The organism is Bradyrhizobium sp. SZCCHNR1017 (assembly GCF_032381375.1).
Classification (GTDB): domain Bacteria; phylum Pseudomonadota; class Alphaproteobacteria; order Rhizobiales; family Xanthobacteraceae; genus Bradyrhizobium.
In genome coordinates this window covers 1-26,745 of record NZ_JAUHIR010000028.1, presented here as the reverse complement: position 1 = coordinate 26,745, position 26,745 = coordinate 1, and the positions used below count along the sequence as shown (strand labels likewise).

Annotated in this window: 27 protein-coding genes, 1 tRNA gene and 2 pseudogenes; 16 read left to right on the top strand and 14 right to left on the bottom strand. The window is 61.9% G+C overall.

The annotated features are described in order from the left end of the window. The first annotated feature begins 44 nt into the window (after nucleotides 1-44). Nucleotides 45-2,012: a methyl-accepting chemotaxis protein gene (locus QW863_RS35070; protein ID WP_315718328.1), complete on the top strand. Its 1,968-nt coding sequence runs from the start codon at nucleotides 45-47 to the stop codon at nucleotides 2,010-2,012. A 100-nt stretch (nucleotides 2,013-2,112) separates the two neighbouring features. Here QW863_RS35070 and QW863_RS35065 read toward each other — a convergent pair whose 3' ends face one another. Further along, a complete protein-coding gene (locus QW863_RS35065; RefSeq protein ID WP_315718299.1) occupies nucleotides 2,113-2,952 on the bottom strand; it encodes an SDR family NAD(P)-dependent oxidoreductase in 840 nt (279 codons plus the stop codon). Between the two features lie 151 nt (nucleotides 2,953-3,103). Here QW863_RS35065 and QW863_RS35060 point away from each other — a divergent pair, with 151 nt between their 5' ends. After that, nucleotides 3,104-3,493, top strand: coding sequence for a response regulator (locus QW863_RS35060; RefSeq protein WP_315718298.1), 390 nt, complete (start codon nucleotides 3,104-3,106; stop codon nucleotides 3,491-3,493). A 105-nt stretch (nucleotides 3,494-3,598) separates the two neighbouring features. Here the strand turns inward: QW863_RS35060 and QW863_RS35055 are convergent, their stop codons facing one another. Further along, on the bottom strand, nucleotides 3,599-3,826 hold the full coding sequence (locus QW863_RS35055) for a hypothetical protein (RefSeq protein ID WP_315718297.1): 228 nt from the start codon (nucleotides 3,824-3,826) through the stop codon (nucleotides 3,599-3,601). A 227-nt stretch (nucleotides 3,827-4,053) separates the two neighbouring features. Between QW863_RS35055 and QW863_RS35050 the strand changes: the two genes are divergently transcribed. After that, nucleotides 4,054-5,289 carry a GGDEF domain-containing protein gene (locus QW863_RS35050; RefSeq protein WP_315718296.1) on the top strand — a complete coding sequence of 412 codons (1,236 nt, stop codon included), beginning with the start codon at nucleotides 4,054-4,056 and terminating at the stop codon, nucleotides 5,287-5,289. 21 nt (nucleotides 5,290-5,310) lie between these two features. Then, complete coding sequence (locus QW863_RS35045) at nucleotides 5,311-5,940, top strand: peptidoglycan recognition family protein (RefSeq protein ID WP_315718295.1); 630 nt, start codon at nucleotides 5,311-5,313, stop codon at nucleotides 5,938-5,940. Nucleotides 5,941-6,015: 75 nt separating this feature from the next. On the opposite strand, the gene rpoH is transcribed toward QW863_RS35045, so the two are convergent. Both rpoH and QW863_RS35035 read right to left on the bottom strand, forming a co-directional pair. Next, nucleotides 6,016-6,915: an RNA polymerase sigma factor RpoH gene (gene rpoH, locus QW863_RS35040; RefSeq protein ID WP_315718327.1), complete on the bottom strand. Its 900-nt coding sequence runs from the start codon at nucleotides 6,913-6,915 to the stop codon at nucleotides 6,016-6,018. Between the two features lie 219 nt (nucleotides 6,916-7,134). Further along, nucleotides 7,135-8,130, bottom strand: a complete 996-nt coding sequence (locus QW863_RS35035) for an RluA family pseudouridine synthase (RefSeq protein ID WP_315718326.1) — start codon at nucleotides 8,128-8,130, stop codon at nucleotides 7,135-7,137. A gap of 31 nt (nucleotides 8,131-8,161) precedes the next feature. Here QW863_RS35035 and QW863_RS35030 point away from each other — a divergent pair, with 31 nt between their 5' ends. Continuing rightward, nucleotides 8,162-8,500, top strand: coding sequence for a hypothetical protein (locus QW863_RS35030; protein WP_315718294.1), 339 nt, complete (start codon nucleotides 8,162-8,164; stop codon nucleotides 8,498-8,500). Between the two features lie 408 nt (nucleotides 8,501-8,908). Continuing rightward, a tRNA-Glu gene (locus QW863_RS35025) sits at nucleotides 8,909-8,983 on the top strand. A 189-nt stretch (nucleotides 8,984-9,172) separates the two neighbouring features. Here QW863_RS35025 and QW863_RS35020 read toward each other — a convergent pair. Next, nucleotides 9,173-9,868 (bottom strand): annotated as a pseudogene (locus QW863_RS35020) (tyrosine-type recombinase/integrase); the annotation flags it as partial. A gap of 1,020 nt (nucleotides 9,869-10,888) precedes the next feature. Between QW863_RS35020 and QW863_RS35015 the strand changes: the two are divergent. Next, the gene (locus QW863_RS35015) at nucleotides 10,889-11,122 is read left to right on the top strand and encodes a helix-turn-helix transcriptional regulator (protein ID WP_315770014.1); all 234 of its coding nucleotides are present in this window, start codon (nucleotides 10,889-10,891) and stop codon (nucleotides 11,120-11,122) included. A 410-nt stretch (nucleotides 11,123-11,532) separates the two neighbouring features. Here the strand turns inward: QW863_RS35015 and QW863_RS35010 are convergent, their stop codons facing one another. The 3 genes from QW863_RS35010 to QW863_RS35000 all read right to left on the bottom strand — a co-directional run bounded on the left by QW863_RS35010 (nucleotide 11,533) and on the right by QW863_RS35000 (nucleotide 14,484). Next, on the bottom strand, nucleotides 11,533-12,264 hold the full coding sequence (locus QW863_RS35010) for a competence protein CoiA family protein (RefSeq protein ID WP_315770012.1): 732 nt from the start codon (nucleotides 12,262-12,264) through the stop codon (nucleotides 11,533-11,535). Nucleotides 12,265-12,670: 406 nt separating this feature from the next. Continuing rightward, on the bottom strand, nucleotides 12,671-13,006 hold the full coding sequence (locus QW863_RS35005; RefSeq protein ID WP_315770010.1) for a hypothetical protein: 336 nt from the start codon (nucleotides 13,004-13,006) through the stop codon (nucleotides 12,671-12,673). Beyond that, the gene (locus QW863_RS35000) at nucleotides 13,006-14,484 is read right to left on the bottom strand and encodes a hypothetical protein (protein ID WP_315770008.1); all 1,479 of its coding nucleotides are present in this window, start codon (nucleotides 14,482-14,484) and stop codon (nucleotides 13,006-13,008) included. Before QW863_RS35000 ends, QW863_RS35005 begins: the two co-directional genes overlap by 1 nt. A gap of 361 nt (nucleotides 14,485-14,845) precedes the next feature. On the opposite strand from QW863_RS35000, the gene QW863_RS34995 reads away from it, so the two are divergent. The 8 genes from QW863_RS34995 (at nucleotide 14,846) to QW863_RS34960 (ending at nucleotide 22,689) form a co-directional block, all read left to right on the top strand. Continuing rightward, the gene (locus QW863_RS34995) at nucleotides 14,846-15,742 is read left to right on the top strand and encodes a hypothetical protein (protein WP_315770007.1); all 897 of its coding nucleotides are present in this window, start codon (nucleotides 14,846-14,848) and stop codon (nucleotides 15,740-15,742) included. Continuing rightward, on the top strand, nucleotides 15,739-16,206 hold the full coding sequence (locus tag QW863_RS34990; RefSeq protein WP_315770005.1) for a hypothetical protein: 468 nt from the start codon (nucleotides 15,739-15,741) through the stop codon (nucleotides 16,204-16,206). Before QW863_RS34995 ends, QW863_RS34990 begins: the two co-directional genes overlap by 4 nt. Beyond that, nucleotides 16,203-17,648: a ThiF family adenylyltransferase gene (locus tag QW863_RS34985; RefSeq protein ID WP_315770003.1), complete on the top strand. Its 1,446-nt coding sequence runs from the start codon at nucleotides 16,203-16,205 to the stop codon at nucleotides 17,646-17,648. Before QW863_RS34990 ends, QW863_RS34985 begins: the two co-directional genes overlap by 4 nt. A 3-nt stretch (nucleotides 17,649-17,651) precedes the next feature. Beyond that, entirely contained in the window at nucleotides 17,652-18,524 is an 873-nt protein-coding gene (locus tag QW863_RS34980; RefSeq protein ID WP_315770002.1) for an SMODS domain-containing nucleotidyltransferase, read from the top strand. A gap of 9 nt (nucleotides 18,525-18,533) precedes the next feature. Next, on the top strand, nucleotides 18,534-20,003 hold the full coding sequence (locus tag QW863_RS34975; RefSeq protein ID WP_315770000.1) for a dsDNA nuclease domain-containing protein: 1,470 nt from the start codon (nucleotides 18,534-18,536) through the stop codon (nucleotides 20,001-20,003). Nucleotides 20,004-20,028: 25 nt separating this feature from the next. Continuing rightward, entirely contained in the window at nucleotides 20,029-21,087 is a 1,059-nt protein-coding gene (locus QW863_RS34970) for a TIR domain-containing protein (RefSeq protein ID WP_315769998.1), read from the top strand. A gap of 108 nt (nucleotides 21,088-21,195) precedes the next feature. Next, complete coding sequence (locus QW863_RS34965) at nucleotides 21,196-22,503, top strand: hypothetical protein (RefSeq protein ID WP_315769996.1); 1,308 nt, start codon at nucleotides 21,196-21,198, stop codon at nucleotides 22,501-22,503. Between the two features lie 60 nt (nucleotides 22,504-22,563). Next, on the top strand, nucleotides 22,564-22,689 hold the full coding sequence (locus QW863_RS34960; RefSeq protein ID WP_315769995.1) for a hypothetical protein: 126 nt from the start codon (nucleotides 22,564-22,566) through the stop codon (nucleotides 22,687-22,689). A gap of 87 nt (nucleotides 22,690-22,776) precedes the next feature. On the opposite strand, the gene QW863_RS34955 is transcribed toward QW863_RS34960, so the two are convergent. Continuing rightward, complete coding sequence (locus QW863_RS34955) at nucleotides 22,777-23,265, bottom strand: hypothetical protein (protein ID WP_315769994.1); 489 nt, start codon at nucleotides 23,263-23,265, stop codon at nucleotides 22,777-22,779. A 71-nt stretch (nucleotides 23,266-23,336) separates the two neighbouring features. Here QW863_RS34955 and QW863_RS34950 point away from each other — a divergent pair, with 71 nt between their 5' ends. Then, nucleotides 23,337-24,137 carry a hypothetical protein gene (locus QW863_RS34950; protein WP_315769992.1) on the top strand — a complete coding sequence of 267 codons (801 nt, stop codon included), beginning with the start codon at nucleotides 23,337-23,339 and terminating at the stop codon, nucleotides 24,135-24,137. Nucleotides 24,138-24,211: 74 nt separating this feature from the next. On the opposite strand, the gene QW863_RS36100 is transcribed toward QW863_RS34950, so the two are convergent. From QW863_RS36100 to tnpA, 5 genes and pseudogenes are all read right to left on the bottom strand, one after another. Next, nucleotides 24,212-24,832 carry a transposase gene (locus QW863_RS36100; RefSeq protein ID WP_409978005.1) on the bottom strand — a complete coding sequence of 207 codons (621 nt, stop codon included), beginning with the start codon at nucleotides 24,830-24,832 and terminating at the stop codon, nucleotides 24,212-24,214. Then, entirely contained in the window at nucleotides 24,829-25,209 is a 381-nt protein-coding gene (locus tag QW863_RS36095; RefSeq protein WP_409978006.1) for a transposase, read from the bottom strand. Before QW863_RS36095 ends, QW863_RS36100 begins: the two co-directional genes overlap by 4 nt. 70 nt (nucleotides 25,210-25,279) lie before the next feature. After that, nucleotides 25,280-25,576 (bottom strand): annotated as a pseudogene (locus QW863_RS36090) (transposase domain-containing protein); the annotation flags it as partial. 69 nt (nucleotides 25,577-25,645) lie between these two features. Next, nucleotides 25,646-25,999, bottom strand: coding sequence for an IS66 family insertion sequence element accessory protein TnpB (gene tnpB, locus QW863_RS34940; RefSeq protein WP_172179936.1), 354 nt, complete (start codon nucleotides 25,997-25,999; stop codon nucleotides 25,646-25,648). Beyond that, on the bottom strand, nucleotides 25,996-26,697 hold the full coding sequence (gene tnpA, locus QW863_RS34935; protein ID WP_315769989.1) for an IS66-like element accessory protein TnpA: 702 nt from the start codon (nucleotides 26,695-26,697) through the stop codon (nucleotides 25,996-25,998). Before tnpA ends, tnpB begins: the two co-directional genes overlap by 4 nt. Nucleotides 26,698-26,745: the final 48 nt, after the last annotated feature.

Sequence of the window (26,745 nt, the reverse complement as noted above, 5' to 3'; positions counted from 1 at the left end):
GCAACGCTGCAATACTCGAACACCGGTCGACGTTCGAGGATCGCATGTTGAAGTTTGTTGGCTTGAGAACCCGGATCACCCTTTCTCTGGTGATCGGTGCGGCAGCGACGGCTTTCTTCGTGCTGCTGGTCGCCATGTGGATCATCGGCGGCATCATCGACCGCGCCAATGAGCGCGAGCTCCACGCCCAATATGACGCCTTCAATTCGCGCCTGCAGCTGGAGTCGACCCGCGCGGAAGCCATGAGCGCGGTGGTCGCCAAGATCCCCGCAGTCCAGGACGCCATGGCGCAGAACGACCGCGACGCCTTGATGCGGCTGTTCGGCGCGGGCATGGCCAGCCTGAAATCCGATTACGGCGTCGACCAGTTTCAGTTTCACACGCCGCCAGCGATGTCCTTCCTGCGGGTGCACCAGCCGGCCAAGTTCGGCGACGATCTGTCTGGATTCCGCAAGACGGTGGTGGCCGCCAACACCGACCGCAAGCCGATCGTCGGGCTGGAGGGCGGCGTTGCCGGCCTCGGCCTCCGCGGCGTCGTACCGATCGTTTCCGCCGGCAAACATCTGGGCTCGGTCGAGTTCGGCCTGACCTTTGGCCAAAACTTCTTCGACGAGTTCAAGCGCAGCCGGAATGTCGAGGTTGCGTTCCGCCTGGCCGGCGACACCGGCTTCAAGCTGTTCGCGACGACGATCGGGGAGACCTCCTTCTTTGCAAGCGGCGACTATCGGGAGGCATCGGCCGGCAGCTTCCTGTCGCGCCAAGGACAGCTCAAGGGTGTTCCGGTCGTCGCGCTGCTGGGCCCGATCAAGGATTTCTCCGGCAAGCCGATCGGGGCCGTCGAGATCATCATGGACAACAGCGAGTTCATCCAGGCCCGCAATCGCGCCGGGGCGTTGGCGATCGGGATGACGCTGGCCGGCCTCGTGCTGATCGCGCTCGCCGGGCTGTTGATCGCGCGCAGCATCTCCCGCCCGATCGTCCAGATGACGAGCGCCATGCGCGAGCTCGCCGACGGCAACCTGGACGTTCGCGTCCCGGCCGACTGGCGCAAGGACGAGGTCGGACAGATGGCACGCGCCGTTTCGATCTTCAGGGACAACGCCGTCCGGATGAGGGATCTGCAGGCGGAGCAGGAGAAGGCCCAGGCTCGTGCCGAGGAGGACCGGCGCCGCATGCTGATGGAGGTGGCCGATGGCTTCGAGGCCAGCGTCCGCGGCGTCGTCGACGCCGTGTCGGCTGCGGCCATCGAAATGGAGGCGACCGCCCGTTCGATGTCGGTGACGATCGATCAGTCGAAGCAGCAGGCCCTGACGGTATCGCAGGCGTGCGGCTCCGCGTCGGACAATGTCAACACCGTTGCCTCGGCGGCCGAGGAGCTGTCATCCTCGATGAACGAGATCAGCAAGACGCTCGAGCGTGCGTCGTCCGTGGTTCGCAAGGCCGCGGACGAAGGGCAGCAATCCAACGACAAGGTGCAGCGGCTCAACATTGCGGCCAGCAAGATCGGCGAGGTCGTCGCACTCATCACCCAGATCGCCAGCCAGACCAATCTGCTGGCGCTGAATGCGACGATCGAGGCCGCGCGCGCCGGCGAGTCGGGCAGGGGATTCGCCGTCGTCGCCAGCGAGGTGAAGACGCTGGCGACCCAAACGGCCAAGGCGACCGAAGAGATTGGTGCTCAGATCGCCGCGGTTCAGGCCGAAACCGCCGCCGCGGTCCAGAGCATCGGCATGATCTGCACCACGATCCAGGAGGTCGACGAGATCTCGACCATCATCGCCTCATCGATCGCGCAACAGGACGCCGCGACCCGCGAGATCGCCGGCAATGTGAACGTCGTCGCCGGCAAGACCCAGGACGTCACGCGCAACATCGCGGGCGTCACGTCCGGGGTGGTGCAGACCGGCCACGCCGCCAACGAGGTGCTGTCGGCGGCCGGGGAGCTCGCGCAGCAGTCGACCCGGCTGCGTAGCGAGGTCAACCAGTTCCTAGCCCATATCAGGGCGGCCTGACCGGTCGTTGGGTGGCTGAAGTACAAGCTCGCCGACACGCCGATCACTCCGGCGTATCCGCCACGGGCGCGAGCCGGGGCGGGGGCTCCTGTCCCGTGGCTCATCCCTGCTTCGCGGCCGCCTTCTCGAGCCGCTTCGCCATCACGCGCCAATAGGTGGCCGGCATGAACCGCTGCAGGAGATCCATGAAGCGCGCATCGCCGCCAATCAGGATGCGGGGCTCATTGCGCTCGATGCCCTCGATGATCCGCAACGCGGCGTCGCGCGGGCTGGTCCTGGCAAGCCGCTCGAACCGCTCGATGGCCTGCACGCGGCGCGCATTGTCGGTCATGCCCTGGCCGGCGCGGGCATTGCGCGCAATCGCCGTGGCGATGCCGCCGGGATGCACGACGGACAGCCGCACGGGACTGCCGGCGGCTGTGAGTTCGTGACGCAGGCTCTCGGAAAATCCCCTTACTGCGAACTTTGCCGCGGCGTAGGCCGATTGGCCGGGCGGAGCGATGATGCCGAAGATCGAGGACAGGTTGACGACGTGCGCTTCGCGCTGGCGCGAAAGATGCGGCAGGAACGCGCGCGTGCCGTGCACGACGCCCCAGAAATTGATGTTGAACAGCCACTCCATCTCCGCCTGATCGATCTCGGCGAAGCTGCCGAACAGTGCCACGCCAGCATTGTTGACGACGATGTTGAGGCCGGGATGCGCGCGGGTCGCGTCTACTGCGAACTGGGTGACTGCAGCCACATCGCTGACGTCCAGCCGGTGCGTGGTCACCTTGCGGCCGCTTGCGGTGAGTTCGGCGGCGAGGCTTGCGAGGCCCGCCTCGTCGCGGTCGGCGAGCGCGAGATCGCAACCGCGGGCCGCCAGCTCCTGCGCCAGCGCACGGCCAATGCCGCTGGCTGCGCCTGTCACGGCGGCAGATGCGCCTCGAATGATCGTCATTGTCGCTTCACTCCCCTGATCGACCGGTTCTGCGTGCCTGTTCCAATTGCAGCTGGGTTTTCGGCCACTTTTTCTGATTGGAACCGAACCATCCGGCCGTTCAGCTTTTAACTCACATTACTTTGCGAGCACACATTCGTGGAGGACCTGCATGGGACAGTCGCAACCTTTTCGCGCCACCGCACTGATCGTGGAAGACGATCTGGCGCAGCGCGAGATGATCACGCTGCTGCTCGAAGAGAGCGAGTACGACGTGATCGCGTGTGAGAGCGCGGAGGCCGCCGAACTCGTCCTGAACAAGCCGGGTCATCGCATCGTGCTGCTGATGACCGACGTCAATCTGGCGGGCCGCATGAACGGGGTCGAGCTTGCCCATCTCGCCAAGGCGCGTCACCCCCACATCAATGTGGTCGTCACTTCTGGCCGGCCGTTGTCGCAGCCGCTGCCGGGCGGCACGAAGTTCTGGAGCAAGCCGTGGGCGCCGCTGGACGTGCTGCGCGAAGCCGAGGTGACGCTCGAGCGCACGCCCGATATCAGGTGAGGCGTGTTGCGTGGCAACCGCCGACCGGTGGAGACGTAGGATCGGCTAGCGGGTCGAGCTGACTGAGAGCCGGGTGGAAGCCGCGCTCCCACCCGGGAAGTGCAACTACTTCTTCTTGGCAGCCTTCTTGGTCTTCTTCGCAGCTTTCTTGGTGGCCTTTGCGGCCTTCTTCGCCTTCTTCGCCATGGAATCCTCGTCAGGAGTTGATGGATTGCAACGCGACTTTGAGGCTTCGCTGGCGCACGCCAGCCATGCATCAGCCTCGGGTGTCGATCCCAGCAGATTCGCGAAGCTCTGCCTCACGCTGTCACCAGCGCGGTTGCGCTTATCCACAGCTCGATGCATTCGCCGGCCAGTTGCGCCGCTGGCGCTCGGGGTGTGACAAGGTTAGCGGATCGTAAAAGGTGTCTTCATTGATTCAAAACCAAGGCGCAACCTTGGTTGGGCCCTTGAGGAACCGTTAACTGCGCCGCGCCCATGTTGCCTCGAGCAACAGGGTAGCTCATGAGCGCGGCGTTATTGAACATCGAGGACAGGACCTGCGGCGTCCTGCTGTCGGGATGCTGAACGTTCCGACGCTGTGGACCGCCTTCGTGGTCAATTTCCTCGCGTTGGGCCTGATCTGGGCCTACGTGATGCGCAGCTATCCCAATCTGGATTCGGCGCGGTACTGGACGGCATCTGCGTTCATGTGCGCGCCGGCGGCGGCGTTCGCGCTGACGCGGTTCTATTTCGGCTCGTTCGTTCCGCTGCTGGTCGGCGGCTCGCTGATGACCTTCGCGATCTGCCTCGCGGCGATGGGCGTCGAGCGCTTCTATGGCTCCAGGGCGTCGTGGCGACTGAGCTTGACCGTCGTCGCGATGACCTGCTCGTCGATCGCATTTTTCCAATACGGATACGACCACGGCCCGCTGAGGATCCTGTGCTACTCGATCGGGCAGGCGGTCCCCATGGCGATCATCGCGCGGCTGGTGCTGGATGCGAGGCGCGGGCCCGTCAATCCGGGAGCGCGGCTGGCCGGCCTGCTGTCCGTTCTGATCATCGCGGTGTTTGCCGCGCGCTCGATCGGGGCGTTCATCGGCGCCGATTTCAATTTCAGCCGCTCCACCAGCGGTCAGGCCGCCGCGGTGCTGCTGCTGATATTCCTGTCGATGTCGCTCAATTTCGGCTTCCTGCTGATGGCGGTGGACCGGCTGCGCAACGAGGTCGCCGACCTCGCGCTGCTCGACGATCTCACCGGCGTCGCCAACCGCCGTCACCTGATGCAGCGCCTGAGCGAGGAATGCGCGCGCGCCGAGCGCTCGCGGCGGCCGTTCGCGCTATTGGTGATCGATCTCGACGGCTTCAAGATCATCAACGACACCCATGGCCATGCCGCCGGCGATGCCTGCCTGCAGCACTTCACGCTGATGGCCCAGACCCGGCTGCGCCCCGGCGACATGCTGGCGCGCACCGGTGGCGACGAATTCTGCATCGTGCTGCCGGCGTCCGCCTTGCGCGAAGGCGCGATGATCGCGCGGCGCATCCTGCAGGTCTGCCGCGACGATGCGGAGGCCTGTGCCGGCGCCGAGGTGCCGATCGAGGTCTCGATCGGCGTCGCCGAATGGACCGAGGATGTCGGCGCCTTCCCCGACCGGCTGATGGCGCGGGCGGACCAGGCGCTCTATGCCGCCAAGAAGGAGGGCAAGAACCGCTATGCCGTCTTCGCCGCCGACCACGAGACGCCGACATTGGCGCCGGACCAGATCGAGCCGATGATGGCGCCGCCGCGTCGGCAGGATGCCGCCGCCGGGTAGCCGGTGCTATCGTTGCCGGCCATGAGGCCGGTCCTGTTCTCCCTCCGCGCAGCGCTCGCGCTGCTTCTCGTCGCGCTGCCTCTGCCTGTTGCGGCTGAGGATCTCACGTCGCTCGCCCGTTCGTCCGGCACGCCGGACATCCCGGGACTGAAGATGGTCTGGCTGGCGCCGTGGGGCGATCCGCACCTCGCCCATCCCTGGACCAACATCATCGTCCACCAGACCGAGGGTCCGGCCGGGTCGGCGCGAGCCGGGGCGCTGGCGCAAGCCAAGAACCCGAAACGGCGCGGCGTCACCGTGTGGGTGGAAACCGACGGCACGGTGTATTGGGCGGTGCCGGACACCCTGGTGACCTTGCATGGCGACGGCGCCAACCGCAACGACAGCCGCTATATCGACAACGGCCCCACCTATCGCAAGGTCGTGCGCGACAATTCCATTGGCGTGGAGTTCGCTGGCAACTATCCCGACGTCACCACGCCTCCGACGGACGCCCAGGTCGCCGCCTGGCGCGTGCTCTCGAAGCTGCTCCGGCTCCGCTATGGCATCGCCCGGGAGCGGATCTATGCGCACAACTGGATCGACTACAAGGACGCCCGCTACTGCGAGGGCTGTGCGCTCGCCGAGCTCGCCCGCGCCGCGCCGGACTGATCCCACCTAACAAGAAGCCGGCGTCTCCGCCGGCTCCGATCGCATCCAAAAACCACCTTCAAGCAAGCCGCGCGTCTAGTGCGCGGCCTCCAGGGCCGCCGCCTCCTGCTTGGCGATGGCGCCCTTGACGGCGGACTGCACCTTCTCGAACGCGCGCACTTCGATCTGGCGCACGCGCTCGCGCGACACGCCGAACTCGGCCGCCAGGTCCTCGAGCGTCATCGGCTCGTCGGCCAGGCGCCGCGCCTCGAAGATGCGGCGCTCGCGCGCGTTGAGCACGCCGATCGCGCCGTTCAGCGCCTGCCGCCGGTGGTCGTATTCCTCGTGCTCGGCCATGATGGCTTCCTGGTTGGGCGTATTGTCGACCAGCCAGTCCTGCCATTCGCCCGCTTCGCCGTCGTCGCGGATCGGCGCGTTCAGCGAGGCGTCGCCGCCGAGGCGGCGGTTCATGTCGACCACGTCCTGATCGGTCACGCCGAGGCGCTTCGCGATCAGCTTGACCTGATCCGGATGCAGATCGCCTTCATCCAGCGCGTTGATGCGGCTCTTGGCCTTGCGCAGGTTGAAGAACAGCTTCTTCTGGTTCGCGGTGGTGCCCATCTTCACGAGCGACCACGATCTCAGAATGTACTCTTGTATCGACGCCTTGATCCACCACATGGCGTAGGTGGCGAGGCGAAAGCCCTTCTCGGGCTCGAACCTTTTCACCGCCTGCATCAGGCCGACATTGCCTTCCGACACGACTTCGGATATCGGCAGGCCGTAGCCGCGATAGCCCATGGCGATCTTGGCCACGAGCCTGAGGTGGCTGGTCACGAGTTTATGCGCTGCGTCGCTGTCGTCATGCTCGCGCCAACGCTTGGCGAGCATGTACTCCTCCTGCGGTTCCAGCATCGGGAACTTGCGGATCTCGGCGAGGTAGCGTGAAAGTCCCGATTCTCCGTTGAGAACCGGCAGTGTAGCTGTACGGGCCATTGAGCGCCCTCCAGTTGGTTCAGGCCCCCGATAGCGGCGGGCCAGGCAAAGCGGTCGCTTGGTTAAAGCCAACCGGTTTGCGACGTTCCATGCGTCGACCATTCGACGCAGGCGCAACATACACCATTTTCGCCCCCCGGTGGAAGGATTCCGGGGGTCACGTCCCCGTGTGGCTGCCATAACCTGTTGGCATGCTTGCGGTTTTCTGAAGGCGCTGCGTCATAGCGCCGCTCGCAGGGCGCCTCTCAAAAGCATGAGATCCTCCGGCAGCTCCGATTCCCAGTGCATTATTTCTCCCGTCCGCGGGTGCTCGATGACCAGCAGATAGGCGTGCAGCGCCTGCCGCCCGAGCGCCTCGAGCGCGTCCCGCGCCGCCGGCGCGAGCTGGTTCGCCTTGGTCTTGAAATGCGGGCCATAGACGGCATCGCCGAGCAGCGGATGGCCGAGATGGGCCAGATGCACCCGGATCTGGTGGGTGCGCCCGGTCTCGAGATGGCAGGCGATCAGCGACGCCACCGGCTTGCCGTCGCGGCCAGGAAAGCTCTCCCGCACCTCGTAATGGGTGATGGCCTCGCGGCCTTTGGGCCGCACCGCCATCTTGTCGCGGGCATGCGGATGCCGGTCGATCGGCGCGTTGATGGTGCCATGCGGCCGGTGCGGCACCCCCCATGCGAACGCCAGATAGCCGCGCTCCATCGCGCCGGTGCGGCCATGGTCGGCGAACTGCGCGCTCAGCGAGGCGTGGGCCTGATCGTTCTTCGCCACCACCATCAGCCCGGTGGTGTCCTTGTCCAGCCGGTGCACGATGCCGGGCCGCTTGACCCCGCCGATCCCGGAAAGACTGGCGCCGCAATGCGCGATCAGCGCGTTCACCAGCGTTCCCGTCTCGTGCCCGGCCGCCGGATGCACGACGAGGCCGGCCGGCTTGTCGATGACGACGATGTCGTCGTCCTCGTAGATGATTTTCAGCGGGATCGCCTCGGCCGCGGGCTCGGCGGCGACAGCCTCCGGCACGTCGATTGTGATCGTGTCGCCGGCTGTGACGTGATAAGCGGGGTCCCGCACCGCCTCCGCGCCAAGGCTCCCTGAAGTAAGGCTGACCTGACCGGCCAGGATCAGCGCCTTCAGCCGCGACCGCGACAGCTCCGGCAGCCTGGCCGCGAGCACGCGATCGAGCCGCGGCGAGCCTTCGTCGCCGGCGACCGTGACCGTCATCAGACCGTGGGATTGTGAAGTCGAGATGTCCATGAACTCTACCGTTGCGCCCGAGCCGTCCTCGCCCGAGCAGGCCCAGCTGATGGCGCGGCTGCGGCGCATGATGATGATCGCGGGCGTGACCACCTCGATCGCGATCGCAGTGCTTCTGGTCGCCATCGGCTACCGCCTTTTCCGCGGCGATGGAAGCACAGCTTCGGGCCCGGACCTCACCGCCATGCTCCCAAAGGGCGCCCGCATCGTCGCCACCGGCACCGCCGGCGACCGCCTGGCGGTGACGCTCGATGTCGGCGGCACCACCGAGATCCGCACCTTCGACGCCAAGACCCTCAAACCCACCGGCCGCCTCCGCTTCGCGGTCGAGCCGTGAGGGCAGGGCGGTTTCGCCCGGCCATTTCGGCCCTTTCTCTTTTTGACTTTGGCCCATCTCCCCGCCCGCGGGCAGTCAGCGCCTCCCCCGCCTGCGGGGGAGGTCGCATCGCATCGAAGATGCGATGCGGGTGGGGGAACTCTCTCTCCTCTGGCACCGGTGCTCGCGGCGCCCCCACCCCAACCCTCCCCCGCAAGCGGGAGAGGGAGCCCACCGCCGTCGCGGTCGGCTGATTCCATTCCCATTGATATCCACTCCCCTCACCACCCGGGCGGTGAGCTCCCCTCCCCCTTGCGGGGAGGGGTCGGGGGTGGGGGTCCCCACGGGGACCCTCTCCTCCTCCACCCACAAATTCTGCATCCCCCGTCTTGCGGCGCGGCGATTTCGAGGCTATGCGGTTCACCTCACGCTCCCTTCGTCTAGCGGTTAGGACGCGGCCCTCTCAAGGCTGAAACAGGGGTTCGATTCCCCTAGGGAGCGCCAGTTCTGCCTTTCCCCCGCTGATTTCTTTGAGCTTTTGGTCGGTTTTCCCAAACCGGCGGATTGCGGTTGGGGAAGACCGTTCGCCTTGTGTCCTTCAAGCCGCGCCAGAGCATCGACCGCAAGGCTCGCCTGATCAGCCTCCTCAGTGTATCGCTCCGCCTCTGCAAGAGTGGTGTGGCCAAGGACGGACATGATCATCTTTGCCGTCGCGCCGGCCTCCGCCAGGCGGCGGCCGGTCGCCTTCCTCAGGCCGTGCGGCTGACAACCGAGCGGCAGGCCTGCGTCAGTGATGGCGTCGCGCATCCATTGGCTGAAGCCGTCGACGCTGAAGGACTGACCGTAGGCGGTCGTAATGATCGACACGTGGTCACGCTTTGCGACGGCCAAGGCCGAAAGCAGGTCACGGTGGAGCGGAATCAACAATCGCCGTCCTGTCTTCTGCTGCGCGACGGCGATTCTGTTTTCGGGCGTGATGTGGGACCATGCCATGCGGACCACGTCGGATCGTCGTTGGCCCGTGTTTAGGAACAGTTCGAAAGCCAGCCGCTGTTTGGTTTCCAGAGGCCACTTCTTGCGGAAAAGCTCGATCTCGTCCTCGGTCCAAGATCTGATGCGCTGAAGCTTGGGTCGCTTTATCCCGAGCGACGGGTCGTGCTTGATCCAGCCGATGTTGATTGCGTGACGGATCAGAATGCGAAGTTTCTTGAGGGTATCGAGAGCCGCGCCTGGCCGGTCGGCGAACGGCTGAAGAATGCCGGTGATGATGCGCTCGCGAGAAAGTCCAGTGACGGTCCGATGCCCGTGCTCGATTCTGAGGGCCTCGAGGCGTCTGCCGTACCCCTCCTTGCTGGTCTTTCGAAGGCCGACGTATTCCGAGCTTCGCATGTAAGAGGCGATCAGCGCAGAGATTGTGCCCTGAACGGGAGAGCAGATTTCGGGTCTCGATGTTGTCACCTGACCGAGAAGGGCGCTTTGGTAGGCCGACATGAACTCAGGGCTGGTCGGGTCATCTGGCAGGCGAATGCGCCGACCCTTGCCGCGCCGAAATGACAGGTACGTATGCCCCTTGACGTGATTGCGCTCAACGTATGGCGGCAACCTTCGAGGCATCGACATCACTCCACGTCTCGTCAAGGCCAGGATCATTGCCATCTGAAGGCAGCAGATCAATGGCAGTATCCAGTTCTCGGACGTCCCATGCTTTCCGGCGCTCACCTAGGATTTTGGGCCTTGGCATAGTGCCTGCTCGCACCATTTGATCAAAGACGTTGGCGGAAACGCAGATGTATGCGGCTGCCGCCTCGCGAGTAATGAGCCGCGGCTTGAGTGATGACGGGAGAGCCGTCTGCCGTGGCATCGATCGGATACCCTTTCCGAAGCCCTGTGCACCTGCCGGAAAAAAAGCCGGAGGACGTGTCTAGGCCTTGGATCAGGTAACAGTGAAGGTCTTTGCGTCCTTCGGAAGTGTCATCGCGCTATCGGAAGCAAAAGGGTCGGTTCACGGGCTCTATCGCGGGTGCTCATCGTCTGCTTGCGAGGCGTCATCCTGCTCGGACACGAGGAGCTCGGAGACGCGAGATACAGCGTCCGAGTGACTGCGAATCATCCCGCTCCACGTTCTGCTCTCCCGCGTCTCGCCGCGAAGTGGACCTCCCAAAATCGTGGTGATGAAGCCGCAGACCGGGGCGGCGGACACGGTGCGCTCGCACGTTAAGCTTGCAACTGTAATGACCACGTTGCCATGTTCTATCGCGGTCACTGCCACGGCACGACCCTGCGAATTTGGTTCGGCGAAACGACCTTGCGACACAGAACCTCCTCTTAGGCCGATCAGGCGTTACATACTTTAGTGGATACATACTATAGTTGATAAAAACCATGCGCGCAATGGGCTGACTTCTGCCCATGGACATGCGTCGGTTGGTTGGCCGCAACGTTCTGCGGATCCGAAAAAACAAAGAAATGACTCAGGAGAAGCTGGCGGAGATTTCCGGCTTCAGTCAGCAGTATATCAGCGGCCTGGAGAAGGGTCAGCGAAACCCGACCGTCGTCACGATTTACGAGCTGTCGGTTGCGCTTGATGTGGACTATCTCGACCTACTGAAGCCCGACGCTCAGTCGAAGAGAGAAAAGGAATAGCGATCTCTGCAATAGCCCGCGAACGCCGAGAATGCCAAAGCACGGCGTAGGTGTTCCATTGAGCGCCGTTTCCTGACCACGGAACGGCCAGGTATTGGCTTGAGCGAGAAAGGGGATCGCAATATCGAGCAGCGCGGTAGGTTCGCGGACGGCACGACGATTTACCCCTATCCAAACTTGTGCCGTCTGACCGCGTTCGAAAGGATCGCCTATCCTGGGCATATAGAATGCCTCGTCTGTACCGCGACCAATTCAGAAAGCTTGACGATTGCGTGCCTCGACAGTCTCTTTGCAGACATCAGTATCTCATCGCGAGCCGAAGCCGAGCGGATGATACGGTGAACTATCTGACGCCTCATACCGCGGTCTAAAAACGCCGCCGCGCGCGTTGCCTTCGTGTCAGGTGCCAATCAAACGCGTTGGGTTCGGTGTCGGGCTTCCTCACGTTCACGCAGAAGGTTTGCGACTAGCCGAAGCGTCTCCGTAAACGGCTCATCGAATGCCACGCCGTTCCGGTAGACCTCGATAAGATAAGACTTCGCGACAGGCGAAAGAAGGACAGCCCCGCCTTCGCTGCTCGGGTTCAGCCGCCAAAGTGTGGGCTCGGCGAATCGGCAAAGATCGGCAGGTAGGCTGTCGCAAAAGTCGAAATACACCGGGACGCGGCTCGCCTTCCAGTCTCGCAGGAGCGCGCTATCTTGCATGCGCGCAGGGATGACCAGCGGCTGCTGGTGCACGGCAATTCCGAAGGAAGCGAAGAATTGAGCCCTGTCCCGGTTCCGTCGTTGTCCATCGACGACCCAAATCAGCTTGGGATAAAACTGCTCACGCGCCTGTCGCTCTGCTTCTGGCAAAAATGAGTGTTGAAATTCGAGCGTGACGCCTTTTGCTGTTTTGACATCGGCGATGTGTTTTTCATCACCAGGCACCGCGTGGATGCACTCTTGCCAGTCCTTCGGAAAGTGGTCTTTCCAATCGCGATGCCACTGCGTCTCTGCCTCCCACCAGGTGTCGCAGGTGCTTGTCCCTCTGTGTGCCCAATGCCAAACGCGATGCTGACCGCACTTCGCGACCGTGGGATCGCCACAGACGCGGCATACACCGGGCAAGGCCCGGCGCCGCATCGCGGCATTCGCCTTCAACGAGAGCAAATCTCATCAGCCCTCCATTTCGGGCCCGACTAGATCTCGCAGTGCCAGTGTGCGGATGATCAAGTTCTGGCGCATCAGGCGTCTCCTTCGGTAAGGGGGATGCTGATACAGTGCCTCAAGGCCAGTTTTTCCGTCATGGCGGTGAGTGATTGCGGGAGCTGCAAACTCAAGTCACGGCCTAGGCCGGGGTCGCCCGCGTGGCAACGAAGGCCGTCGGAGATGAGCTGGCCTACAGTCTTCGAGCTAGAAAAGTCCACCTTGCCTTCGGCGACATCGTCCGCGGGCACGACCGAGATGCTTGAAGGACCATGTGCCCAAACGTAGGAGGAATTTGTGCGATCTTTCATGTCGTGCACTTGCCGGGCCAGGCCCTTTCGGTCTTTCTTCGACTGAACAATCATTCCCTTGTTGATGTGGATGCCGGGAGCTTCCACAACGGGGAAATATACACGTCTGCGCCCGATTTTTTCTCCCAACTTTTGGGGCCTTTGTCCGGGAAATCTTGTGCGTGCACTTTGACGTGCATGCCCTGCACCTCCATGTCGCGAATTTCGCGTTCGATGAGGGCCGTGATCTTGCTCGTGAACTGGTGCTCTTGAGTGGGCGCCAGATAGTGCCTTGCACAGGTCTGGGCGACGATGCCGTCGACGATCTCGCCGATGAGGCGATAGGCTCGCTCCTGCCGCTCCTCGTCGTCTTCCTTTGTAAGCACCGCTCCCCCCTGAATTTTCATTAGGCCGATCCAAGGGTGGTTGGCGGTTGCCCGTCGGCCCGCATGGCTTCCAAATACTGGAGAAGTTGCTGCAGTTGCTCTTCCGGTGTGAGATGCAATTCCGCAGCCCATTGCTTGGCAATCAAGGCCGGATCTCCAAGCGCCGCGACATCCGGCTGTCCATCGATAACGGGGAGCGATCGAAGTTTTTCGGCCAAGCCCTTAGCCGCTTGGTCGCGGTGAATACGAAAAAAGGTGTTTAATCCTTCCGCTGCCCGTTCTTTTCCAAGCTTGCGAAGATTTTCACCGATGCGCCGTTCCAAGCGCTCACTGGAAGTGCGCACGATGCCAGCGCGGTTGTCGAGCCAATCGGTGGCCGCGGCAGCCGTGATCTCTACTTGTGACGTGAGATGCAAAAGAAAGGCTGGCACGTCACGGGCATCGGGACTCACGATCTCAAGGCGCCGGTCAGGGTGGAACTCGAGCCACTCGCGGATGACAAGATTGATATGCAGATCGCCAAAGCCGTAGCCGATACACACGAGCGTAGTGACGAAATTGAGGTTCTGCTGAAAATGCTTCAGCATGCTTTTGGGAAGGACCTGTTGGCTTCGGGCATCGAACTTGTAGGCACCCGCAAGCAACGTTCGCCGTAGAAACTGCATCACGCCCTGTTCATCCGGGTAGCAGATCTCGTTTGCCGCCTTCACCGCGCCGGGATGACCCGGAATCTCGTAGAACAGGCCTTCGTTGACGGCGCGCAACACGTCGATCACGCCTTGCTGCCCAGGCGCGTTGGGTAAGAGCTTCAGCAGGTCCTTACCTTCGTTGAACGTGAAAATGTCCAGCGCGCCGTGAATCTTGAGGAGATAGATTCCAGGCACCGCCGGGTTCGAGAAACGCATGGCGCCGTGTTCATGCTCCTGCTGCGTGAGCACTTCCGCCTGGATCTCACCGATCGGTTTTCCCGTACGATCACGACGGACGAAGCTTTTCCGCTCCGGGCTAAACCCGCTGTGAAGCGGAATGGAAAGGCGGGCCGAGATGGCCTCGACGATCACGTCGTGGTTAAGCGAGAAAATCCATAAGGGCGTATTCTCATCGGCCAGCGCGCGCAGCCCATCATAGGCGGATAGCTGCCGCGCGAAAAACGCTTCGTTGTTGACATGCCGGTAGTAGAGCATGTGGTAGACCATTTCGACCAGCCACACATAGAGCCCGTGATACGCAAGCGCATGGGCGCGGTGACGGCGCCATTGCGTTTCAAGATAGCCAAGGATCGCTTCGTAGTGCATCTCCGGCCGTCCGAGGCAGACAATCATGTCCTCGATCACCTCGTCGGGATAGCCGCCTCCCTGAATCCGCCATCCTCTGTTGAACTCGCGCAGCTTGTCAGGTGTCAGCCATTCCTTGAGTTCTTTCGTCAGTTCCCAAACGAGCGGCAATCCCGCTTCGTAAGAGGCGCCGGCGCCGAGAAAAAGTCCGGTAAGCTGCTTCACCAAGAATCCTCCTCGCGGGCCTCGCTGCTGCGCTGCCCCACGAGCCATATTCTCATAGCCGCCAGCCCACCCAGCACAAGAAAATATAGGTTCGCCAGCTGGTTATAGCCGATCTTGATTTGCGGGGAAAAGGCTTGTTCACTCATTGTTCTTGACGACTGCATGGTGCAGAATGGTCTACTCCCGATTCGTAGTTGAGTTGGGTCTTTGAGTTATTGGGTGAGACGGAATGGTAATCAAGCGGATTGCCAGCTTTCTTGGCCGACGCAGGTCTAAGGCACTCGCGCCGTCCGCGCCAGCGCCGCGGGTAGACCGCGCGCCCGCAACGCCTCCCGCCCGTCCGGCGGCCAGCAAGCCACTCGTGATTTGGGAGTCGGAGCTGCGCGCGATCGCCGCCGAAGCGGCAGCGTGGACCGTCGAGACGGGAGGCGATCTCTTTGGGCGCTGGCCGGACAATCCGACGGTATTCCTCGCAACGAAGGCAGGGCCGAACGCACAGCGCGACAACGCCCATTTCCGCCTGGACGTCGATTATCTCAGGCAACTCAGCGAGCCGCTCGCGGCGGATTGGGCGCTTCGCTATTTCGGCGACTGGCATTCCCATCACCGCCTCGGCCTCTCGGAGCCGAGTTCGGGCGATCGAAGTCGCATCCGTCAGCTCGGCAAACGTAACGCCTTCCCGGGGATGGTGGAGATCATCGTCACAACGGAAGGGTCCCGCCAGACGCCTACGGTGCGTATTCACCCATGGTTCTACGACCTCGGCACGGAGGAAGAGCCGGTCGCGATGAGCGTCACGGTGCACGCCGGGTGCAGTCCGGTCCGGCAAGCGCTGATCGCGCGCGGCTTGTTTCCGGAGCAGTCGCTCAAGGAATGGGAAGCCGTTGCTCTGGCTCGTGTTCGCATTGGCGATGCGGGTGAGCCGCCTGTCCTCGGTTGTGCGCCTGCGGTTGACGCGGCGACGCGCGAGCGCGCCATCACGCATCTCGCCGAAGCCCTGGAGCGGGAGAGCGGCGCCCCCATTGAGCAGCATACGACGGCGTTCGGAAAAATTCTGGTCGCCCAATTGAAGGAGCCGCATCACCTCGCGTTCGCCATCGATCAGAAATGGCCGATGGATGTGCTTGAGGTTCATCGCCTCGATCGGGCGACGGGCAGCGCGGAGCAAATCGAAGCACCGGCAGGGCTCGTGGTCCCCGACATCAATGGAATCGTGCAGGTATATCGTGCGGCAAAGGGCCAAAGAGGTATTGCGTGACGTGGACAATGGCACACCGGCAGCGCATGGCGCTTGAACACCAAATCCTTCAGAATGAGGGTTTTACGCAGTTCGGCGTTTATCACTACCCGGCAGATGATACGTACAACGCTGGCGGCACGGCGACGACCAGCGTAGGCAGGAGTTATCGTCTTTTCTGCATGATCCCGCCGGGATATCCGACGCAGCGGCCGTCACTCTACATTACAGACCCGAGCCCATTGCTGAATTTCAGCGGTGTGGCTATCTCTCGGCTGGGCGTCTCGCACGCCATGCACACTCTTGAGCCGCACGCGGTGGGCTGGGTTCAGATTTGCCATTGGCGCGCCGATCGCTGGCATGCTGGCATCGTTTTGCAGAAGGTATTTCTCAAGGCGATGCTGTGGCTCGAAGCCTACGAGCAGCACCTCGCCACCGGGCGCGATCTCGCCGACTTTGTCCGTACCATGCAGGAGGCCGCATGAGCGACCAACGCTCGATGATCCGCGATGCGATGCAGGCCATTGCGCAGCGGAAACCCGGCAAGTCGAAGCTCGTCTACGACAAGACGAGGCGCACGATCGTCGCGGTTTCCGAGGGCGTGCCTACCCCGCAGGCGCTCAATATCACCGCTGACGATGCCGACATGTTCGGCGTCGTCACGCTTTCTTCGGGATGGTTGCGCGACAAGTGGCCGTCGTTGACCAAAGCTGGTTCCCTTCCCGTCGGCTTCAGCTCGTGGGACGATGGCGATGCGCTCACGCAGTTGGAATTGTGCATTCAAGGCAGCGGCACCCATGCGGCAGCGACGCTCGTCCTCGGCCAGCAGCAAGGGCAGGCCTCCGAAGGAATGGTGATTGCCATCGTTCCCACGGACAAGCCAACGCATCGCTCCGATGTGTTCGTATCGCCAGACAACATCGCTTACCGGGCCGAGCTGATTGAGTCAGCCGAGCCCGCGGCCAACCCGCGCGACGTCGTGTTCGCCGATATTGAGCCGCAACTTGACCTTCGCCGCGCCGGCATACTGGAAACGACTGTTCTCAAAGACCGAACCGTTCTGTGTATCGGGCTCGGAACGGGCGGCGCCCATGTCGCGGTAGAGCTCGCCAAATCCGGCGTTGGTCACTTCATCCTGGTGGATCGCGACCGCCTGTCGGTTGGCAATGTGGTGCGGCACCCGGGCGGAATCTCGCAGGTGGGCCGGACCAAAGTGAACGTTACGCGTGATCTCATCCTTGAAAAGAATCCCGGCGCGCAGGTCGAGGTGCATGTGATGGACGTCGGTTTCGAGAACCGTGACGTGCTCGCCGGGCTTGTGCAAGCCTCCGACCTCGTCATTTGCGGGACCGACAACCGGCAAAGCAAGTTGCTGATCAACGAGCTTTGCGTGTCGGCCGACAAGCCCGCCGTCTATGGCGGTGCCTTCCGCCGCGCCTATGGCGGGCAAATCCTGCGCGTCCGCCCGAAGCAGTCCCCCTGCCAGCAGTGCTTCGTCTCTTCCTTGCCGGACGAAGCATCCGATGTTGAGGTGTCTTCACAGGATGACGCCGACGCGATCGCCTATTCGGATCGCCCCGTCGCCGTGGAGCCGGGCCTTTCCTTAGACGTGCTGCCCATCGCGACGCAGCTCGCCAAGCTCGCCATGCTCGAACTCCTTGCCGACAAATCCTCCACGCTCAATGTGCTCAAGCGTGACTTCGATGCGCCGTGGTATCTCTGGCTCAACCGGCCCGAACCCGGCACGCAGTATGCCGACATGCCTCCCTTGAGCGAGAGCCGCGATGAAATGACGATTAATCGCTGGTATGGCATCTACTTTGAACGCGACGAGCAATGTCCCGTTTGCGGCGATTTCCTTTCCGGTATCGCCGCGGCGTACGGCCTCGACGCAACAAAACTTCCTGCGCTTCCGGAAAAGGAGTGACGGGTGGAGCTCTCTGCTGATTTCGCGCGCTACGTCAGCTCATGCGAGCCCGATGACGATGCTGTAAAGACAGCCAAGAAAGCGCATGAGAAAGTTCGTGATGAACTGAAGACGGACGAAGAAACCAAGGACGCTCACGAAGAAACGTTCCTGACGGGCTCGTATCGACGGCATACCGCCATCCACAATATCGAAGACGTCGATGTGGTGTGCATTCTCGATTTAGATATTTATGCCGACGGCTCCGAGCCCGAGGTTGTTCTCACCTGGCTTCAGGGCGTACTTGACAAATACTACAGCGAGACACGGCCGCAAGGCCGCTCGATTGGCATTAGTGCCAAGGGCGTGTGGCTTGACATCGTGCCCGGCACGCCCGTTTACGAGGACGGACCACTCTGGATTCCGGATCGCGACGCCAAGCAATGGGTGCAGTCGCATCCCAAGGGACAGATCAGCGCCGCAAGCGAGAAGAACAAGGATACGGGCGGTTATTACGTGCAAATCGTCAAGCTGATGAAATCCTGGCGCGACCGGCTTCCCAGCGAGAAATCGAAGCCGAAATCCTACATTCTGGAAACGCTCGTCCACCAGACGATCGGGCTTCCGACGTCGCACGCGCGGGCTGTCGCGAATGTGCTCGAAGGGATCAACTCGACCTTCGGGTTCTACCGCGGCTTGGGCACCGTGCCGTTCATTGCCGATCCGGGTTTGGGAACCGTCAATGTTGCCAAGCGCTGGGACAGCGCCGAGTTTGATGCGTTCCTCGACCAGGTGAAAGCGGCGGCTACGACCGCTCGCCAAGCGCTTGAAGCAACCGATGAAGCCGAAAGCCGCAAGCTATGGCGAAAGCTTTTCGGCTCGACCTTCGGGGCGTAGGAGAAAGGAATGGCCAAAACCCCCTCTGGACTGCCCGACACCACCGGATCCCTTCTGTCGCCGGACGCGATGGGCGGTCTGAATGCTGGAAAGGGCTTTGATTTTCAAACGCGCTACACGGTGTGCCATCTTCCGATCTGGTTGCAAGATGGCTCGTTCCATCAAATCTTTACGGAAGGCACCGGCGATATCGACATCCGCTATGTTGACGAAGGTAAGTCGCTCCGGAAACACATCCAAACCAAGGACCACGATGTCGCGCCCGCCGAATTCAAGGACGTGATCGAGGCGTTTCGCAGATACGATGCCGACATGCCGGGCACCTACCACGAGTTCCGGCTGGCATGCCCAAGCCTTTCGCAGCAGATGCGGCCGGTTGAAACCGGCCTCGCGCGCTATCGTAACGCCAAGCCCTTTTATGACGACGCCGTTCCCGCGCTCGCGCAGACACAACACGATGTCGACCAGCGTATGCGGGCCGTCGGCCTGAGCGACGAACAAATCGCCTTCATCCATGAGAAGGTCTTTATTGACATCGGGTATGGCGATCTGGCGCATGATGAGCGAGCGCTTGATATCTTCATAGCGAGAATGCTCAGCCATCCCGATTTTGCGAGCAAGATTCGAGCGATGGTCCAGCCCGCTTACGCTGCCCTTATGAACAAGGTCGGGGCCAGCAAAGGCGTGGTGCTGGACAAATCCTCGATCGAAGCGCTCTTGCGCTCTGCGGTTCTCGCGGACTTGTCCGCAGAAGCCAGTGTGACGCTTTGGGTTCATAACTGGACGAAGGAAGCCTTCACGCCGCCGGCGGATTACGAGCTGGATTGGACGCCGCTCTTTGACCGGGCCGCGCGCAAGGTGCCTTCGCCGGACGCCTGGACCAACGATCTTGTCCCGCAACTCGATACCTTGCGGAAGCAGATCATGGCGGCCGGAGCCGTACGCACAATCCGGCTCCGCGGAAAATGCGCCCTTTCAACCGGCCTTGCCGTTGGCGCAACGTTTCCGGCCGTGGGCAGTTGGACGTTCGAAATTCCGCAACCGCCCGCAAAGGAGTTTTGGCGCTCGGATGCGACCCCGACGCCCGGCTACACTTTGCAGACGGAAATCACGGAGGCCGACCCAAACGGCACCGACCTCGTGCTCGGACTGAACATTCGTGGCGATGGCCGCGTGGATGTCATGCGGTATATCGAGTCCACCGGACAGGCTCCCAATGCGTACGTCTTCATGGCACCGCCAAGCCAGGGCGCGCAATCGATCGGCGGCGATGGCGACGCCATCGCGATGGCGATGGCAGTTCGGGAGGAATTCGGCAAGCTCCAGAAGGCACGCCAGCTCCGTACGACGCGGCTCTTCTTCTATGGGCCGTTTGCGCTCTCGGTGTTCCTCGGCCAGCAGCTCACATCGATGGGACGCGTCCAATTGTTCGAGTATCAAGACCCCAGCTACGTACCAAGCTGCCTTTTGAAGACCTAACCCCTTTGATCGCATCCCTCGTCTCATGCCGGCGCCAGATAAACGACCAGAACTGATACGGCTGCAAAAGGCCTTCGAGGAGGAGGCCGGGAAGTTCCCGGATATCTCGCTATCCATCTTGTATTTCTCTCAAGAAAAAATTCCGGCCGATCGCCTCTTGAGAAAGCCCAATCACCAGATCATGCTCTGGCAGTACTACGGCCAGCTCGACGACTCCGACGATGCAGTCATGCGACTGTACAACAATATGCAAACTAGCAACTTCGCCATGGCCGGCTTAAGGGGCTGCCAGTTCTCCTGTTACGGGTTGCTGGAAGGCGAACCGACGGCCCACTTCATTCGTATGGCGCAGCGCGCTGCCAACCTCTTTTCCGAGAAGGAATGCGAGCGGATCAAGAACCAAGCCATCGCCGATTTCACATCGAACCTTCCTCCGTCGACGACGGGCAAGCCGATCTCCTGTAGCAATGCGAACAGTTTGGCGATTTGGCTCAATCATCTTCTGCATCACCTCGGACGAACGCATCCTCGCTACCTCATGGAAGCCAAGATTGGCGTTGATCCTTACGCGGCCTCCCTCTCTGCGATCGATGCGATGCTCGCCAAGGCGAAACGCAAGGCACCGGCGCCGCAGGCGATCGATACACGGCGCTTCAGAGTTGCGCTTTCCTTTCCTGGCGAATACCGCCCGTTCGCCTGTGCGATCGCCGAGCACCTCAAGGACGAGCTCGGAAACGATGTCGTATTCTATGACAATGATTATGTCGCGGAGCTGGCGCGGCCCAATTTGGATGTGCTGTTGCAGCGCATTTATCACGAGAACGCGGACCTTGTCGTCGTATTCCTGTGCGGTAACTACAACGGGAAAGAATGGTGCGGCCTCGAATGGCGAGCGATCCGGGACATCCTCAAGCAACGCCGCGATGCAACGGTGATGCTCCTGCGCCTTGATCAGGCGCAGGTGCCCGGACTGTTCGGTATCGATGGTTACATCGATGTCTCGGCATGGACGCCGGCTCAGACCGCCGAGGCGATCGTCAAGCGTCTCCAGTCAAATGATGCTTCGGCTCGCCACATCGGCTAACCTTGCGACTGACGCACGCGCATCTGAATTGAAGGTCGTTCTTTATTTTTCCGGTCCTTTGCCCCAGGCATCTGAGAAACGACCGGGATAAGAGACAGGAGTGATGGGATGGCCAGCCGATTTGCTGCGGGACGCCAACGTGATCACTTGGCTATGCCCGATGATGAATTCGACCGCCGGCTCGGGGCGATTGAAACCGCGTTTGGGGCCGATTGGCTCGCGACTAGCGATACAAGCCTCGGTAAACTGTGGCGGCGGAAGGACGCCGCGGCCGTAAACCAGTTGTGTTTGCTCGGGGACGCGATCGCTGGATTGGAGGGCATCGACCCGAACTGGGTCGCTGATCATGTCAAGAAAATCAAGAGCACCGATGCGAATAGCCGACGCGGCTCCCTTTTCGAGCTGATGGGCGTCAGTCTATTTCACCGTCCGCCTCAGACTGTAAGGCCGACTACACGCAACCATCCGGGTTACGATGCCGTCGTTACGACAGCCGACGGCGCGACTGCCGATATATCCTTGAAGAGTTACGGTGCGTCGGCACATGAGCAGGAGTTCACAAAGCAGGCGAAATTGACCGAGGAAGCTATCCTGCGCGTATTCAAGGAGCGCGGGCACGGCGGTGTGCTGTTCGCGATCGCGAACGCCTATCCCTCGACGGCAGATTGGAATCAACTCCGCGACGCGTTACCGACGCTGACATCGGGGCAATCAGCTTCGGTGGGGGTATGGGCCGTCAAGCTCGACAATACCTTACCGCAGAAATTTGGGCCTTACAGTAAGCAGCAGATATCCTATCAATTGTTCTTTGGCGCTCCATTTCACCAGAACGAAAGCAAGAATCTTTCGGACAAGTTTGATGGCGCGTTTGCCAACGCAACCAAGCATGCGGAGACATCGCCGAATGGTGTTCGTGTCGTCCTTATGCGCGTCCCGGAGACGATGTCGCTGCCTGCTTGCGATGGATGGGCCAAAGATTATTTGAAGAGCAATCCCGCCAGCCCGATCGATGCTATTTTTCTGTACCAACTGGCGGTGGTCGATCAGCCGAATGGCAGCAGCGTCATGGGCCATTCATTGATGGTTTCTGATACGCCCCGGTTCGCCGCATGGCGAAGCGCGGTGACGCCGCCACGAGGATTGGTCATGAATCTCGCGGTTGGAATTGGGATTGCGCCGAGCCGAGTCCTCATTACGAACGGTCCGACGAACGCTGTTTATCAAGATGGCTACCACTATCAGCGCGGCGAGTTCTTCACCGCGTATCCTCATGATCCGAACCGGCCGACGAACGTAGTCCTCCGTAATCTCGCGTCCGGCATTTTCCAGCATGCCGTGATTATTTACCCAAATGGCACAGAGCAGCTGCTCGGAGGGCATTTTCCGCCAACCAAGGACATCACCCTCTTCGAATGAGTCTACAACATTGAATCAGTGCCATGGCGAACTCGAAACAACTTCCTTCACGGTAACAAGATGCAGCCCGCGAACCGCAAGCGCGATACCGACCTCATGCGCTCCGCTCTCTTTGTCATCGAGGCCGTATTGGATGCCGATCGTGCATTTGGCGGCGCCTTCCGCGAACCGCAGCAATTCTTCTAGCCGAGCTCGTGACGGCGATAGTCGGCGTAGCTGTTCGGGCAACTATGGGAGCGCGGGATAGAGTTTTTCTATGACCGCTTGACACAACTAAAGGGATGCGAGCGCGCCTTGCGGAAGCAAATGGATATTGCCGTGGGCAACGTGATTGCGCAGCATGGGTATGAAATCGAGCTGGCACGCCATGGCGCCGCTTCCGGATGGCGAGGGCACTTCAAAGTCGCCGCGCTGAAGATACCCCTTGTCAAGCGCTGCTTGCAGGAGTCGGCTTAAGCCGGGGCTCCTCGAGGTGTTGGGCATAACCGCCGGGTCAAGGCGCCGGCGAAGAGCCAATTCCAGGACGGTGTAGCCGCCAAGTTCAGCGAGCGTGGTGAACTCGTATACAAACCACGAATAGACGAACGCGTTCCGCGCGGTGTCGAATTCGCGCCGTATCTCGTCCGGCACGGCATCCGATAGCTGGATCGGCTCGACCATGGCATGCAGATCCGCCATCGACATCGGACGGGTCCCGCTCGCATCCGCCAGGTTGCGGAACCGGATGTCGGGCTTGTAGATCGATGAAATGGATTTGAGCATGCTAGGTCCATCGGCACGTTGTCGCGGCGCCGCCCATTGGAATCGGCCGCCATACGGCGCAGAATATCCCAATGTCCATTGAAGCCGAAATTGAAGCCCATGTCGCCGCGATCACGGAGGCGTACCGGGAAACCGTCATGGGGCCCGATGCGCAGATCGAGGGGGGCGCGCGCCTGTGGGGCCAGTTTGAAGACGCCGTCGCCGCATGGCGGGCAAAGCCGTCCCCGAAACGGGTCCTCGCCATCATCGAACGGGTCAACGAATTGACCGTCGCGGGCCTGTTCATCAAGGACGATTCCATCGTGAAGCTTGAATACGAGCCACGACAGGCGGGGCTTGAAGGGCGTATCGACTTCCGCCTCGGCCTCGATATGGGGAAAGCGGCCCATGCCGAAGTGAAGACGGTCCAGCCGCAGACCGATGACAGCGACGAAAACTGGGAGAAATACGAGGAGCGCCGCCAACATTTTACCGCTGACACGCATGTCATCGTCCGAAAGGAATGGATGGGCGCGCAGCTTTTCGGTCGGTCGTTCTCAGCCCGGTCCGCCTTCATGCGGTACACGCTGGAATTCGAGAAAAGACTTGAAGCGGTTCAGGCCGCGTCGCCCGGTTCGGGCTGCCTGATCTTCTGCGGAAACGGTATCGATTGGCATCCGTCGCAGCTCGAAGACTTCGCCGACTTCTACCGTACGGGCAAGCACCGCCCGGACGATTCCTTCGGGGATATGGAACGTCATCACATGAAGGAGAACAACATCACGCTGCGCCGGAATATCCATTCCTTCGGCTGCCTGACCCGAGGGCATAGCGATCTTCAACCCAGCCGCTGGATTCTCCCGGTTCGAGGACCCCCCATCCCTTGCGCGTAACCTTGGCATGGCCAAGCCGCAAGCCTAGCTGTCGAGCCGACCGAGGTAGCGCGCCGCGCCGAGGCGCATCAAGTTTAATAGCGTCCGTTGATCGCAGGGTGACCGCGCTGCATCGTTTGTCGGAAAAGCGGTTCATATCGGGGTAAGGGATCGGCGTTCGACCGGCAGCTTACCTCCCGTGCGCGGGCGAACGCCGTCTCGCTTGTCATGGTGGCGATCTCCGCAGGCGTCAGATCGTACATCATCTCGGGCGGCGTCGCCCAGCGCTCGGCGTCGGCATGCCCGTCCGGGCAAGAAAGCCGTCGAATTTGCGTAGGCCGAGCGCCGTTTGCCTCTGACGCGCTCGGACCATTGCGGTCCACCGTCATCCACGAAGCGGAACATATGCACTCCGAAGACATCCCCGTCGCGGCGGAAGCCGCTGGCCCATATGAAGGAGCATGCGCTCGCGCAGAGGCAGGCAAAGCCATCGGGGTCTGCGAGGCCGTCCCCTTCCGGCCGCGCCTTGTCTTGCGTCGCGAGTGGCTCCAACAAGCTGCGAGCGTGATGCCCTCCTTGTCGGCCAGTTGCTCGAAGCCGGCATATCCGTCGACATGCAGGATACCCTTGAAGGCAGCAAGATGTGCGGCTGGACGTTCGGCTTTGCGGTCCGGAGCGAACAAATAGATGGCGGCCGGAGGTTTGGGGCCGCTCACGGCCTTTGCTCGCGCGCGTACACCCAAAGCCGTCCCGTCTTGGTTCGCCCACGGCCAGGATCGAGCACCGGGATCGGCGTGTCATCGGCAAAGAGATGGTTGGAGGCGAACACGTTATTGCACAGCCGTTCGTGCAAGGCCTCGAGCCACCAGCATGCGCCGCCAACCCAGCCCGCGAGCGTCGAGCGGCAGAGAGCGGCGCCATGACGGTCGAAGATCTGCGACTGCCGATAGACCGGAAGGTGATCGCAGTATTTGCTGATCAACACGTGGGCGAGCACCGCGGGCGTCGCCAGGCCGCCAACAATCAACCGCTCCGGCGCGCCGGCACCACGGTGTTGAGCTCGGCAGCCGTATTTCGGACGGGTCGTACGCATGACGCGAAGCTGCGCCGGGACCACAGCGGCCACAAACCCTGTCTTGCACGTTGAGCAGAACGTCTTCGCGTGGCAGATGATCGGGCAGCGCACGGCGTCGCGGTGGAGACTTGGCTTCCGGAGTGGCCTTCGGTTGAGCTTCCTCGACGCGGCCGATGTCGCTGTCGAGATCCTCCAGACCGAGTGCAAGCTGATCGGGATCGATGCGCTCCGAGCTACGACCGAACTGCATCCGCTGCAGCTGTTTGATGATGGACTTGAGACGCTCGATCTCGGTGTCGCGATGGTCGATGGCGGCCGCAATGTCGCGCACCAGGCGCTGCAGAAGCTCAGGATCAGAGGGAAGATTGGCGAGATCGAGCTGCATGTCCGATGGTACTCGAACACGCTGATTCGTAGAAGAATCGCAACTCAGTTCAGCACCGGTTTTGGCGGATCATCCTGCAATCGCAGGCCTCCATACGCGTTCTGGCGCGCGCCAGTCGATGCCTTCGATCAGCATCGCGAGCTGCGCCGGCGTGAGCGTGATCGAGCCATCATAACCCGCCATCACCGGCCACACGAAGCCGCCCTGGTCGATGCGTTTGGTGAACAGACAAAGCCCGTTGCCGTCCCAGAACAGGACCTTCAGGATCGATGCCTTTTTGCCGCGGAAGGCAAACAGATGACCAGAGAACGGGTCCTTCTTCAGCGTGTCTTGCACCAGCATTGCGAGGCCGTCCATGCCCTTCCGCATGTCGGTGTAGCCGAGGGCCAGGTGCACCTTCACGCCTGCAGGAACGAACATCATGATGCTGTCTCTCCGCTTTCGATCTGCGCCCGCACCGCATCCGGATCGCTGCCGGCGGGAGCGAAGACACGCCGTCCGTCAGCGAGGTCGACGGCCATCATGCCCTCCGGTGGACGCACGAGATCGCGCAGGGCGCGTGCGGCGGGCATGTCGTCGGGCAGCACAACACCGGCGAGCTTGGAGCGCTTCTTTTGCGCGATGCCGAACTGCGCGCGCCAGCGGAACAGCAGCCCGGTGACGATACCATGCTTGCGAGCGACGGCAGAGACTTTGGCGCCTGGTAGCTCGGTTTCCCTGGCGATCGCGAGCTTCTCCTCGTCGCTGAAGAAGCGCCGGGCCGGCGTTTTGGGCGCGGCTGGATCGCCGATTTCGGCGGCTGTCAAGCGACGTTCGGGCTGTGAGTTCCTAGCACTAGTGCTAACGGTGGGACGGGCGGAGGGATGAAGATGGGCGCGCCAATCGATCGTGACCTCGCCGGCCGCCAATCGGTCGCGCCATTTGCGCAGCGAATGCGGCGACAGCTGCATCGCCGCAGCGTAGGCGCGGAGCTCCATCCCGCTCCAGTTCAGCGCCTCAACATGCATCGCCCAGAACGCCTGCGAGGCCCGATTGCGCACATCCGAGGTGATCGTGAACCTGCGCTGCTTCTGCTTTCGGAGCGCCTTTTCTCGCTCTTCCCGGGCGCGCTCGCGGCGCAATTCCGTCTGATATTTCTCAAGCTTAAGCGCAGTCTCGTTGCCGGCCAG

What these genes read in the sequence shown, in the direction of transcription:
- QW863_RS35070 (WP_315718328.1), top strand. Translation starts at nt 45, where the DNA reads ATGTTGAAGTTTGTTGGCTTGAGAACCCGGATCACCCTTTCTCTGGTG.
- QW863_RS35065 (WP_315718299.1), bottom strand. Translation starts at nt 2,952, where the DNA reads ATGACGATCATTCGAGGCGCATCTGCCGCCGTGACAGGCGCAGCCAGC.
- QW863_RS35060 (WP_315718298.1), top strand. Translation starts at nt 3,104, where the DNA reads ATGGGACAGTCGCAACCTTTTCGCGCCACCGCACTGATCGTGGAAGAC.
- QW863_RS35050 (WP_315718296.1), top strand. Translation starts at nt 4,054, where the DNA reads ATGCTGAACGTTCCGACGCTGTGGACCGCCTTCGTGGTCAATTTCCTC.
- QW863_RS35045 (WP_315718295.1), top strand. Translation starts at nt 5,311, where the DNA reads ATGAGGCCGGTCCTGTTCTCCCTCCGCGCAGCGCTCGCGCTGCTTCTC.
- rpoH (WP_315718327.1), bottom strand. Translation starts at nt 6,915, where the DNA reads ATGGCCCGTACAGCTACACTGCCGGTTCTCAACGGAGAATCGGGACTT.
- QW863_RS35035 (WP_315718326.1), bottom strand. Translation starts at nt 8,130, where the DNA reads ATGACGGTCACGGTCGCCGGCGACGAAGGCTCGCCGCGGCTCGATCGC.
- QW863_RS35030 (WP_315718294.1), top strand. Translation starts at nt 8,162, where the DNA reads ATGAACTCTACCGTTGCGCCCGAGCCGTCCTCGCCCGAGCAGGCCCAG.
- QW863_RS35015 (WP_315770014.1), top strand. Translation starts at nt 10,889, where the DNA reads ATGGACATGCGTCGGTTGGTTGGCCGCAACGTTCTGCGGATCCGAAAA.
- QW863_RS35005 (WP_315770010.1), bottom strand. Translation starts at nt 13,006, where the DNA reads ATGAAAATTCAGGGGGGAGCGGTGCTTACAAAGGAAGACGACGAGGAG.
- QW863_RS34985 (WP_315770003.1), top strand. Translation starts at nt 16,203, where the DNA reads ATGAGCGACCAACGCTCGATGATCCGCGATGCGATGCAGGCCATTGCG.
- QW863_RS34975 (WP_315770000.1), top strand. Translation starts at nt 18,534, where the DNA reads ATGGCCAAAACCCCCTCTGGACTGCCCGACACCACCGGATCCCTTCTG.
- QW863_RS34970 (WP_315769998.1), top strand. Translation starts at nt 20,029, where the DNA reads ATGCCGGCGCCAGATAAACGACCAGAACTGATACGGCTGCAAAAGGCC.
- QW863_RS34965 (WP_315769996.1), top strand. Translation starts at nt 21,196, where the DNA reads ATGGCCAGCCGATTTGCTGCGGGACGCCAACGTGATCACTTGGCTATG.
- QW863_RS34960 (WP_315769995.1), top strand. Translation starts at nt 22,564, where the DNA reads ATGCAGCCCGCGAACCGCAAGCGCGATACCGACCTCATGCGCTCCGCT.
- QW863_RS34955 (WP_315769994.1), bottom strand. Translation starts at nt 23,265, where the DNA reads ATGCTCAAATCCATTTCATCGATCTACAAGCCCGACATCCGGTTCCGC.
- QW863_RS34950 (WP_315769992.1), top strand. Translation starts at nt 23,337, where the DNA reads ATGTCCATTGAAGCCGAAATTGAAGCCCATGTCGCCGCGATCACGGAG.
- QW863_RS36095 (WP_409978006.1), bottom strand. Translation starts at nt 25,209, where the DNA reads ATGCGTACGACCCGTCCGAAATACGGCTGCCGAGCTCAACACCGTGGT.
- tnpB (WP_172179936.1), bottom strand. Translation starts at nt 25,999, where the DNA reads ATGATGTTCGTTCCTGCAGGCGTGAAGGTGCACCTGGCCCTCGGCTAC.